We start from the raw sequence: 11195 nt of genomic DNA, 5'->3' as shown, positions 1-11195 counted from the left end.
GGAATTGCACCGGGCAAAGCGGTAATCATAATTCCCCCGGTTTCTGTTTGCCACCAAGTATCGACGATCGGACAATTCGAGTTGCCAATTACGCGCTGATACCACATCCAAGCTTCGGGATTGATCGGTTCGCCGACCGTTCCTAACAGCCGCAAAGAGGACAAATTGCGCGCATTCGGCAAGTGTTCGCCCATTTTCATGAATGTTCTGATCGCAGTGGGCGCAGTGTAGAAAACGGTGACGCCGTATTTTTCGATCACATCCCAAAAACAGCCTGGGTTGGATGCGCGGGGCGCACCTTCGTACATGATTGTGGTCGCGCCGTTGGAAAGCGGGCCGTAGACTATGTAACTGTGGCCTGTAATCCAGCCTACGTCTGCGGTGCACCAGTAGACATCGGTATCTTGGAGGTCGAAGATCCACTTGGTTGTCATGTGGGTGTAAAGGTTGTAGCCACCTGTGGTGTGGACGACTCCTTTGGGTTTGCCGGTACTGCCCGAAGTGTAGAGTACGAACAGCATATCTTCGCTGTCCATTGGTTCGGCGGGGCAGTCGGCGGAGGCGTCTTTTTGCAAGTCGTGCCACCAAAGATCGCGCCCGGGTTCCATGTGCACTTGCTGTTTGGTACGCTGGACGACGATAACGTTGGTAACGCTGGGTGTGACGTTGTTGGCGAGGGCTTTGTCTACTTGTTCTTTGAGGCCAACTGCTGCATCTTTGCGGAAGCCACCGTCTGCGGTGATGACGAGTTTTGCTTCGCCGTCGTTAAGCCGATCGCGCAAAGCTTCTGCACTAAAACCGCCAAAAACAACGCTGTGTACTGCACCGATTCTGGCGCAGGCTAGCATGGCGATCGCAGCTTCGGGAATCATGGGCATATAAATGCCGACGCGATCGCCCTTTTGGACTCCCAATTGTTTGATGACGTTCGCCATTTGGCAGACTTCGCGGTGGAGTTGCGCGTAGGTGAGGGTGCGGGAGTCTCCGGGTTCGCCTTCCCAAATCAGGGCGGCTTTATTTTTGCGCCAAGTGGTTAAGTGGCGATCGAGACAATTGTAAGAAATGTTAATTTTGCCGTTGACAAACCATTTAGCAAAAGGCGGCTGCCAGTCGAGCACGGTATCCCAGTTTTGGAACCAGTCTAATTCTTGGGTGGCGAGTTCTGCCCAGAAGGCTTGGGGGTCAGCTTTGGCTTTGTCGTAGATGGCTTGGTACTCTTCTAGGCTTTTGATGTGAGCTTTTTGAGAGAATTCAGCAGGCGGCTGAAATAGGCGTTTTTCATGAAGAATTGATTCGATGGTATCTTGTGACATTGCTTTTAACTTTAACTTCAATTAGTCTTTGTAACTATTGTTTGCATAAGTTGGGGCAAAAGTATGTTTATTTTCCTTAAGACTTTGGGTAATTTTGTAAGAGGTTGAGAGGTTGTTCTTTTTTTGCTACTCGATGAAGGCCGATTAACGCAGATCCAGAGTATTTTTTCCCTATTTAATGCTTGATTATTCTTAGTAATTATTGTGCTAGATTTTTTTAAATTGTACTCCCTAGTAAATTATCTCAGCTATAATTAGGTAGTTAGTAAAATTTAATTAAATGAAAGCTATGACGCAAAATTTAGAAGCAAGCCAGCTTTCTCTAAATGACGTTCGCCGCCTTCTTAAACTCGAAAGACAAATAGGAGGCTCTTTTGCTGAATTTTTATCTCTGGAACCTCTGACGGATTTTGAACAGCAGGAATTATTGCTAATCGGTAATCACTTTTGGCGCCATCTAGAAGCAGGGAAAGTTTCTGCAAAACTGGTTAAGTTTTTAGTGCTTTCACCATTAATGAGATTAACGGAATTTTTTAAAGTTCCTGTGGTGCTGACAATGGAAGATAGCATCCCCATCGAGGTTGAGGATGGGGATACTTTAATTAAAGGGCGCTTGGATATTTTAGCGGTAAATCAGCCGGATGCAGAACTCGCGGCGGCACAGTTTTGGATTTTGGTAGTCGAGGCGAAAAATAGTGCGAGCGATCCTTGGGCCGGTTTGCCGCAATTGCTGACTTATGCTTATAAAAGTTTGCAGCAGCAATCGTCTGTTTGGGGATTGACGACGAATGGACGTAACTATCAGTTTGTGTATCTGACGCGGGGCAATCCTTGCACTTATCAGATTTTACCAGACTTGAGTTTGACTGACCCAGAGCGATCACTCTTGTTGGGGCAAGTGTTGAAAGCTATTTGCAAGTTGCAGAATGTGCAGTTGCAGTTGGCTTAGCAAGGGCGATCGCATCCGATGTTATGGTGACGGTGGAGTCCTGTGCTCGATCGGTGGATTTGGCGGTTGTGGGGTATTTTGAGGGGTGATGTACGTTGTTGCTAAGGGAATTAGGGCGATCGCGATCGGTACTACAACTTCCTTGATCGACCACTTAATGTTTGAATTGTCCGATTTTTTCACTTGCTTTACCTTTTTAGCTGATGTAGTCTTGTTCTGGTGCAGCCGTTTTAAAGTTTTCATTTAGTTAATTCCAATCTCTACAATTTCGATAATAAACTAACTTTGTTAATAATTATTTATTGACAAATAAATTTAACAAAGTCGTCAATTGCCGGGGAATTACCAATTTTTTTGACAATGGAGTTGAAGGGTTTGTGAAAAAATTTTCACAAATTAGCTGGTGTTTGTCAATTTGTGAAATTAAACTGGCTATCCGGGCTGAAGCTGACAACTCTGGTAAATGTAGTAAGAGTGGTAGGTAAAGCGCTAAGGCAGGTATGCGGATCATGAATCAAAAAGAGTTTGACGCCATTTATCCAACAGGGCTAACACCCAAACAGCATGAGGTACTAAAGCTGTTTTTGCAAGGGAACTCCGACGAAGATATCGGTAAATCTTTATACATCACAGAATCAAGTGTCAGACATCATATTTCAAATATCTGCAAATTATTTGGTTTTAAAAATGAAGAGGGCGAACGTTGCCGACAGCGTGATCAATTAAACCCGCTATTTGCCAAGTATAAACCTGAATTACTTAGCGAGCAATTAAAAGCCACTTGTGAAAGTTCCCCTGACAATCCCGAACAAGTTGAATTCTACTATGTAGAGCGCGATTGCGAAGATAAATGTTATGATAAAATTTTAGAAAATGGAGCACTCATTCGGATTAAAGCTCCTCAAAAAATGGGCAAGACTTTACTGGTGGATAAAATTCTCGCTCGCGCGTCGCAAGAAGGTTACAAAACTGAACTCCTCAGTTTTGAGGAAGCTGACAGTGAAGTTTTGGGGGATTACCGGAAATTATTGCAGTGGTTGTGTGTTACTCTGGGCGACTTACTAGAGTTGGAGAATAAATTAGTGGAATATTGGGATGACTCTTTAGGCGGTATTAACCCTAACGTCACTAAATATTTAGAAAGGTATTTATTCAAAGATTTTTCTCAACCTTTGGTACTGGTATTAGAGAAAGTAGACCTGGTTTTTGAGCAAGCTACTTTTAATGTTGATTTTTGTCGCTTACTGCGTGGGTGGAATGTTGCAGCTAAAATGAGCGATCGCCGCAGTGCAATCTGGCAAAAAATCAGGTTAATTGTCGTTCACGCTACAGAAGTTTACAGTTCTCTTGATATCAACTCATCCCCTTTGGCGGGTGTTGGGTTGACTGTACCTTTGCCAGATTTTACCCTGGAAAAAGTGCAGCAGTTAGCGCGGCAGTATCGACACAATTGGCGGAGTACAGACGAGATTCAAGAACTTATGAAAATGTTTGGTGGTTATCCTTATCTGGTGCAAACTGCTTTTGCTTACCTGCAAACTCCTCAATCTTCTCTGACTAAGCTTTTGGAAATTTCACCTACTGAAGAAAGTCCCTTTATTAATCACTTGCGAGAACTTTTAGGGAAGCTCAAACTCTGTCCAGAACTCGCAGAAGTTTACCGAAAAGTCGTAACTAAAACTCAACCCGCAATGCTGGAAACTCATCAAATATTTAAGTTAGAAAGTATGGGATTGGTGCGAGTGGAACATAATAATTGTTTTCCCCGCTGCGATTTGTACCGTAAATATTTCTCGGTGCGTCTATGACTTATCAATATATAGCTGAATCAACTCTCCCAGAAGATACCCAAACCTATGTAACGCGAGAAGCTGATAGTCAGCTTTATCAAGCGTTGCTGGAAGGTAAACTTTGTTATGTTTTCAATTCTCGCAAAATAGGTAAGTCTAGCTTAGCACTTCAAACTATCAAGCGACTGCGAGCCGAAGGCATTGTATCGGTTTTTATTGACTTGTCTGGCGACGAGACGAAGTTAGAGCATCCCGAACAGTGGTATGCTAATATACTTGATACTTGGGCTTATGAACTAGACCTTGATGTTAATTTAAAAAGCTGGTTGGACGAACGAAATTGGCTGTCTCCCTTGCGTAGATTGCGCGAGTTTATTGAATCGGTGATGCTGTCGCAGGTTTCCGAAAAAATAGTCATTTTTTTTGATGAAATCGATAGCGTTCTGAGTTTAAATTTTTCGGCAGACGATCTATTTGCTTTTATCAGAAGCTGCTACAATCGTCGTACTCAAAATGCAGACTACAATCGCATCACTTTTTGTCTGTTGGGAGTGGCAACACCTTCAGATTTGATTCAAGATAAAAAACGCACCCCCTTTAATATCGGTCAAGCTATTGAATTAAAAGGTTTTACTCATGAACAAGCTGCACCTTTAGCGAAAGGCTTAGAAGGAAAAATCGATCGTCCCATTCAGGTTTTAAATAAGATTATAGACTGGACGGGCGGACAGCCTTTTTTGACTCAAAAACTTTGTAAAATTGTCCTAGAACAAGCAGAAACCAGCAATCCTGACATTGCCAAACTGGTACAAGCTTACATTATTAACAATTGGGAAGAAAACGACAATCCGGAACACCTCGGAACAATTCGCGATCGCATCCTCAGCAACCAACAGCTTACCAGCCAACTCCTGGGCATCTATCAGCAAATTATTACCCCCCCTAACCCCCCCTTGCTGAGGGGGGGGAAAGATAGCACTAATTCTTCTTTAATAAGGGATGAGAAAGATAGCTCTAATCCTCCCTTAGCAGAGGAGGAAAAAGACAATCTTACTCCCCCCCTCAGCAAGGCGGGGCAGGGGGGGGTCGCCGCTGATAACAGTCCCGACCAAATGGAGTTACAGTTATCGGGGTTAGTTGTTAAAAAACACGGTCAACTGCAAGTTTACAACCCTATTTATCGAGCAATATTTAACCTCGATTGGGTACAGCAAGAATTAGCGAAACTCCGCCCCTACCAGGAAAACTTCGCCGCTTGGATAGCCTCAAATCGTCAAGATATTTCCCGACTGTTGCGTGGCAAAGCGTTGGATGATGCGTTGCAGTGGAAAGTGGGGAAACGTTTAAGCGATCAGGATAATGATTTTTTAGATGCCAGTCAAGCTGATGAACGGCAAGAACTGAGAACATCTAACCAATTCTTCAAACAAATCCGCAGAGAAGTCAGGAAAATTATTAAAATCGAAGAAGCTGGACGCATGGCGTTAAATCTTTTTCAGTCGGATGGAAAGCAAATAGAAGCCTTGCGGGCAGCTATCAAAGCCGGAGAAGATTTAAAGAAGTGGATACCTGATAATCCGCAGGTTTCCGAATATCCCGTTACCAATCCTCTATTAGTTTTGCAGATGATTCTTGCTAAAATCCGCGAACGACGCCAGTTTTTCGGACATAATGACTTGGTAAGAAGTGTCAGTTTTAGCCCCACAGGGGATGCGATCGCTACTGCCTCAGATGACAAAACTGCCAAATTGTGGGACTTGCAAGGCAACTGCTTGGTAACATTCACCGGACATAATTACTTGGTAAATAGTGTCAGTTTTAGCCCCACAGGAGATGCAATCGCTACTGCCTCATATGACGGCACCGCCAAATTGTGGGACTTACAGGGCAACTGCTTGGTAACATTCACCGGACATCATCAGTGTAGTGTCAGTTTTAGCCCGACAGGAGATGCGATCGCTACTGCCTCAATTGACGGCACCGCCAAATTGTGGGACTTGCAGGGTAACTGCTTGGCGACTTTCACCGGACATAATAACTCGGTAATAAGTGTCAGTTTTAGCCCCACAGGAAAGGCGATCGCTACTGCCTCATCTGACAAAACTACGAAATTGTGGGATTTGCAGGGCAACTGCTTAGTCACTTTCACCAGAGATAATGACTCGGTAAGAAGTGTGAGTTTTAGCCCCACCGGAGATGCGATCGCTACTGCCTCATCTGACAAAACTGCCAAATTGTGGGACTTGCTGGGCAACAGCTTGGTAACATTCACCGGACATAAGGGCGGGATAAATAGTGTCATTTTTAGCCCCACCGGAGATGCGATCGCTACTGCCTCAGATGACAAAACCGCCAATTTGTGGCACTTGCAGGGCAAGCGTTTGGTGACTTTCACGGGACATAATGACTGGGTAACAAGTGTCAGTTTTAGCCCCACAGGAGATGCGATCGCTACTGCCTCAAATGATGACACCGGCAAATTGTGGGACTTGCAGGGCAACTGTTTGGTAACATTCACTGGACATAATCACTGGGTAATAAGTGTTAGTTTTAGTCCCACAGGAGATAGGCTCGCTACTGCCTCAAATGATGGCACCGCCAAATTGTGGGATTTGCAAGGCAACTGTTTGGTAACATTCACCGGACATAATGACTGGGTAACAAGTGTCAGTTTTAGCCCGCAGGGAGATGCGATCGCTACTGCCTCATCTGACAACACAGTCAAATTGTGGGATTTACAGGGCAACTGCTTGGTAACATTCACCGGACATAATGGCAGTGTAAATAGTGTGAGTTTTAGCCCCACCGGAGATGCGATCGCTACTGCCTCAGATGACTGTACCGCCAAATTGTGGGGCTTGCATGGCAACTGCTTGGTGACTTTCACCGGACATAATGACTCGGTATGGAGTGTCAGTTTTAGGCCGACAGGAGATACGATCGCCACTGCATCACAAGACGGCACAGCCAAATTGTGGGACTTGCAGGGGAGTTTACTGGCGGACTTTAGCGGCTATAAGGGCAATTTGCTCAAAGGTGAGGCAGATTTTGTGGAGTTGAAAAGTCCGATTTGGAGTGTTTGTTTTAGTCGGGACGGGAAGTCTTTAATAACTGGTTCGCTGGATGGAAAGGTGCGGTTTTGGCCGATCGAAAGTTTGGACGAGTTGTTGGCGAGGGGGAGGGAATGGCTTGGTGAGAATTTTTAACCGCTGATCCACGCGGATGATTGGGATTTAGCAACGATTTTATAATTCTTTTTCACTTGTTCAAACTGATATTAGCTTTACCCACTTTAGACACCAGAATTATTGAATAATTCGGGTATCTAGCAGACTACAAGCCGGAAATTTAAAAGTCAAGATTTATTAAGATTTTACAATAAAGCGATGACAAATCACAAATCATGTATCTAAAATAAGAGACAATTTGACCCGGAAACTGAAGGTAAGAAAATGTCTGAACTTAGACAAAATCTAATTACCAGAGATTGGGTAATCATCGCCACCGAACGGGCGACAAGACCGGATCAATTCGCTAACCAAAAAAAGTGGACAGCAGCAGTGCCACCCCACCGTGCCGATTGCCCGTTTTGTGTGGGTAATGAGGAAGACGGAACCTTAGAAACTTGCCGTTTGGGCGATCGCACTGGCTGGAAAGTCCGGGCAATTCACAACAAATATCCCGCCCTCTCCCCGACAGCCAAATGGATGAGGATATCATCGGGAATTCACCGCACGATGGCGGGAATCGGCATTCACGAAGTAATTGTCGAACATCCGCGACACGATTTGACGACAGCTTTGTTGAGTGTTGAAGAAGTTGAAAACATACTTTTAGTATACCGCCAGCGCTATGTAGAAATTAGAAAAAATCCCCACATTGAAACAATTATTATTTTCAAAAATCACGGCGAAACTGCCGGAACTTCTCTCGAACACCCCCACTCGCAGATAGCAGCGACGCCCGTTGTACCCAGCCAATTTCGCAGCCGCATCGACGAAGCTATTAGATATTTTGACGACACGGGAGAATGTCTGTTTTGCCGGACTTTGGAAGATGAATTAGCGGCGAAGGAAAGAGTGATTTGTGAGAGTGAACATTTTGTGGCTTTTATCCCTTACGCTGCACTTTCACCGTTTCACACTTGGATTTTTCCGCGCCGGCATTCCTCTTCGTTTGATGAAATTACTGATGCGGAAATTACGGATCTTGCTGATACTTTGAAAACTGTACTGGCTAAGTTTTATTACGGATTGAACAATCCCGATTACAACTATAATATTCGATCGGTGCCGATCGCCCAACGGGCAACAAAATACTTTCACTGGTATATCGCAATTATTCCCAGAGTCACCAAGCAAGCTGGGTTTGAGTTGGGCAGCGGGATGTTTATCAATACTGCTTTGCCCGAAGAAAGTGCGGCGTTTTTGCGCTCAATTGAAATTCCTAGCGACAGTAATTTCCCCCCCATCTAAAGTATCCTACATCACAATACGTCAAATTTACTTCAAATGGGGGTGGAAATGCACGTAGCTACTCTTAGTTGCGAGTCTGCCTTGGGGGAGGAAACTGATATTATTGGAGATTTGATATTTGAGATTAAAGAATTGGGAATAACGCATGATCTAAGGGTTTAGATCACCGGCCTCAAGTTGGATTCTTTTTTTAAACTGGTATAACTTACGCTCTAAAGTTATGAACGTACAAATACTTATGGATTTTACCAAACTCACAATAAACTTTCGACATACTGCCAGCCGTCGTCGCTAAAAGTAGCTCTCAACATATCTCTAATTTTGGCATCGATCGATAATATCCCCTCTCCCGAGTCACCATTCTCGCCGATTTCGCAACTGTCTTCAGACATATGTTCTTGGATGTGTGCCAGAGTATCGGCGAAATTAGCCAGAAAATAATGTTCGTGCACCCACGCTGTCGGATCGGGTATTGCTGTATTCTCAAAAGCTCGATCGACTAAATCTTTTTTGGCAACATCATCAGTCTGGTTTTTCATGTTGAGTTCGATTTAGGTAGAACTGGTAACTTATCTTATTTTAAGCTTAATTGTCAACAGGATCGCGATCCCGATCGACCACAGCAGTGACAATTTTGTGTAGTTTGTGCGATCGCGATCCTAATTTTTTGGTCGATCGCGTGTTATCATCTTACCTCACACTCGGTGGCCAATAATCTTCACCTCGGGCAAAATACACTTGGGCATCATTCCGTGAACTCCTTTTTGGGGATTGTTGACAGCCTGCGTAATCCGAAAATTTACTGCAAGCGAACAGAAAACATAAGCATCTTCCTCTTTGAAACCCGCAAAATTTTGCAGCCAATAAACCGTCTGTTTTACCGCCATCTCAAACGCTTCATCTAATGTTCTACCGAATCCCATAATCACAATATGAGTGGGCGTTTCAGCAAACGGAAATATCAGAAATAAATCTTTGCGTAAGATAATTTGAATAGTCCCGTTCATCGAAGTTTCTATAGCAGTACCGTCCACTTCACCGTCTCCTTGTGCCGAATGTCCGTCGCCGATAGAGAGTAAACCGCCGCGCAGAAAAACAGGTAAAAATAACCGAGTTCCTGGTTGGAGTTCCTGATTGTCCATATTGCCGCCGTAGCGCTCTGGAGGAATAGAAGAACGGTTAATTTCTGCATTGGCAACGCCGATAATTCCAAAAAAAGGATGCAGGGGAATCCGAATGCCGCTACCTGCGGGAAATTCAGCAATTTTTTGGTCTAAATCTAGCGGAATAAACCGCAATTTAGGTTCGGAGAAATACTCCGGTAAAGCTCCCCACCCGGACCGAATTGCATTAAATCCTACTGGTAAACTCGGGTAAACATCCTCAATGTGAATTTCTAAAACGTCTCCCGGTTCGGCATTGTTAACATAAATCGGGCCTGTCAGCAAGTGGGGCCCTGGGCCAACTTTGCGGTTGGGAGGCAAATTCTGACAAATATCTAAAAATTCCGGCGTCAGAAATTCGGGCGGCGCTTTGTCAGCAACATAATATCCTGAATAGGTTTCGATATCGATGCGATCGCCCGAATCCACCCTTAAAGCAGGTTCGATATTCGGAGAAAAACCGCCCAAGTGTACGGTTTTGCAGTTAGCCTTGAGAAGGTGGCGGGTCATGAGATTTTAGATTTTAGATTGAAGGAAGGGTGTTAAGAAGGTTATATCGCAAGTCTCAATCATTTTTGAAATTTAAAAAAATGAACCGCAGAGGGCGCAGAGGTAGGAGAGAAAGAGAATGGAGAGATCAGAAGGTGTGAAAAAATGGTTGAAGTTTGTTAGATGTGAGATATTTTACTAATTTCTTAACTTTTTGATAAGGTTGGTAGTTTAAAATTTAAAGTTGGCGGGACGGGTTTATATGTATTTGGGGGTGGTTCTGTTTGGCTGGTGAAACCCCCCCTACAACTAATGACTAATGACTTATGTTAACGCCTTTGCCCAATAAAGTAGAAATTTCTCAAGGTTCTTCTCGCAATCCCTGGTTTTTTGCTGTTTTGATTTTGATTGTCCTCTTGCTAGGTTTCATGATGCAATCTTACCTTAACAAACCTCAGCTTTTAACCGATCCGTTTCTGCAAGTCCCAACAGCAAACTCGGTGCGAGTTGTCTGGTTCACCGAGTTTGTCGGTACTCGCAACACTGTTGCTTACGGCGAAAATTTGAATCAAGTTGTGACGGCAAATACTACTAAGCTAAGCCGCACTCGCGAAGACAAAGACTCGCGAATTTCCGATGAAATCAAACAAAGCATAATTGACAGCAATCCAATTGTCCGCCACATCTGGCGCCACGAAGCAGAAGTCCCCAATTTAATGCCCGGTGTTCGCATTCCTTATCGAGTCACCAGCGAAAGGAAAGACGGCGCATCTGTCAGCAGCAAAATTTTCACTCTTTCTCCCACACCAGCAGCAGGAAGTGCGCTCAAAATTCTCCTCACTTCCGACCATCAATTGATGCCTATGACAGCAGCAAATCTCCAGAAAGTAGCCGAAACAATTGGGAGAGTTGACGCGGTTTTCATGGCTGGGGATTTAATTACAGCGTTTTCCGCTGTTATGAGGTACAACAGCAACAGTTAGCAAACCAATTTCTTAAATGCTGAGGATTTATTA

General features: G+C 44.2%; 9 protein-coding genes. 5 read left to right on the top strand and 4 right to left on the bottom strand.

Annotated elements, in window-relative coordinates:
• On the bottom strand, nucleotides 1–1313 hold a 1313-nt coding region (locus QUA38_RS23790; protein WP_333166240.1), incomplete at its 3' end, for an acetate--CoA ligase.
• A 280-nt stretch (nucleotides 1314–1593) separates the two neighbouring features.
• Here QUA38_RS23790 and QUA38_RS23785 point away from each other — a divergent pair.
• The gene (locus QUA38_RS23785; RefSeq protein ID WP_333166237.1) at nucleotides 1594–2262 is read left to right on the top strand and encodes a restriction endonuclease subunit R; all 669 of its coding nucleotides are present in this window, start codon (nucleotides 1594–1596) and stop codon (nucleotides 2260–2262) included.
• 21 nt (nucleotides 2263–2283) lie between these two features.
• On the opposite strand, the gene QUA38_RS23780 is transcribed toward QUA38_RS23785, so the two are convergent.
• Nucleotides 2284–2505 carry a hypothetical protein gene (locus QUA38_RS23780; protein ID WP_333166235.1) on the bottom strand — a complete coding sequence of 74 codons (222 nt, stop codon included), beginning with the start codon at nucleotides 2503–2505 and terminating at the stop codon, nucleotides 2284–2286.
• A 266-nt stretch (nucleotides 2506–2771) separates the two neighbouring features.
• On the opposite strand from QUA38_RS23780, the gene QUA38_RS23775 reads away from it, so the two are divergent.
• From QUA38_RS23775 to galT, 3 genes are all read left to right on the top strand, one after another.
• Nucleotides 2772–4070, top strand: coding sequence for an AAA-like domain-containing protein (locus QUA38_RS23775; protein ID WP_333166233.1), 1299 nt, complete (start codon nucleotides 2772–2774; stop codon nucleotides 4068–4070).
• The gene (locus QUA38_RS23770; protein WP_333166231.1) at nucleotides 4067–7258 is read left to right on the top strand and encodes a WD40 domain-containing protein; all 3192 of its coding nucleotides are present in this window, start codon (nucleotides 4067–4069) and stop codon (nucleotides 7256–7258) included. Before QUA38_RS23775 ends, QUA38_RS23770 begins: the two co-directional genes overlap by 4 nt.
• Nucleotides 7259–7504: 246 nt before the next feature.
• The gene (gene galT / locus QUA38_RS23765) at nucleotides 7505–8527 is read left to right on the top strand and encodes a galactose-1-phosphate uridylyltransferase (protein WP_333166229.1); all 1023 of its coding nucleotides are present in this window, start codon (nucleotides 7505–7507) and stop codon (nucleotides 8525–8527) included.
• A gap of 254 nt (nucleotides 8528–8781) precedes the next feature.
• Here the strand turns inward: galT and QUA38_RS23760 are convergent, their stop codons facing one another.
• Together QUA38_RS23760 and QUA38_RS23755 are read right to left on the bottom strand one after the other, a co-directional pair.
• Nucleotides 8782–9066 (bottom strand): hypothetical protein, encoded by a 285-nt coding sequence (locus tag QUA38_RS23760; RefSeq protein WP_333166227.1) that lies wholly within the window; start codon nucleotides 9064–9066, stop codon nucleotides 8782–8784.
• Between the two features lie 156 nt (nucleotides 9067–9222).
• Complete coding sequence (locus tag QUA38_RS23755) at nucleotides 9223–10200, bottom strand: acetamidase/formamidase family protein (RefSeq protein WP_333166225.1); 978 nt, start codon at nucleotides 10198–10200, stop codon at nucleotides 9223–9225.
• Between the two features lie 305 nt (nucleotides 10201–10505).
• On the opposite strand from QUA38_RS23755, the gene QUA38_RS23750 reads away from it, so the two are divergent.
• Nucleotides 10506–11162: a hypothetical protein gene (locus QUA38_RS23750; protein WP_445305095.1), complete on the top strand. Its 657-nt coding sequence runs from the start codon at nucleotides 10506–10508 to the stop codon at nucleotides 11160–11162.
• Nucleotides 11163–11195: the final 33 nt, after the last annotated feature.

Origin of the sequence: Microcoleus sp. Pol12B4, assembly GCF_036701385.1 — a bacterium.
Taxonomy (GTDB): Bacteria; Cyanobacteriota; Cyanobacteriia; order Cyanobacteriales; family Microcoleaceae; genus Microcoleus.
The sequence above is the reverse complement of the archived record's forward strand: the minus strand, read 5'-3'. Positions and strand labels throughout refer to the sequence as shown.

Coding starts and splice junctions, on each gene's coding strand:
- QUA38_RS23785 (WP_333166237.1), top strand. CDS start 1,594: ATGAAAGCTATGACGCAAAATTTAGAAGCAAGCCAGCTTTCTCTAAAT.
- QUA38_RS23780 (WP_333166235.1), bottom strand. CDS start 2,505: ATGAAAACTTTAAAACGGCTGCACCAGAACAAGACTACATCAGCTAAA.
- QUA38_RS23775 (WP_333166233.1), top strand. CDS start 2,772: ATGAATCAAAAAGAGTTTGACGCCATTTATCCAACAGGGCTAACACCC.
- QUA38_RS23770 (WP_333166231.1), top strand. CDS start 4,067: ATGACTTATCAATATATAGCTGAATCAACTCTCCCAGAAGATACCCAA.
- galT (WP_333166229.1), top strand. CDS start 7,505: ATGTCTGAACTTAGACAAAATCTAATTACCAGAGATTGGGTAATCATC.
- QUA38_RS23760 (WP_333166227.1), bottom strand. CDS start 9,066: ATGAAAAACCAGACTGATGATGTTGCCAAAAAAGATTTAGTCGATCGA.
- QUA38_RS23755 (WP_333166225.1), bottom strand. CDS start 10,200: ATGACCCGCCACCTTCTCAAGGCTAACTGCAAAACCGTACACTTGGGC.
- QUA38_RS23750 (WP_445305095.1), top strand. CDS start 10,506: ATGTTAACGCCTTTGCCCAATAAAGTAGAAATTTCTCAAGGTTCTTCT.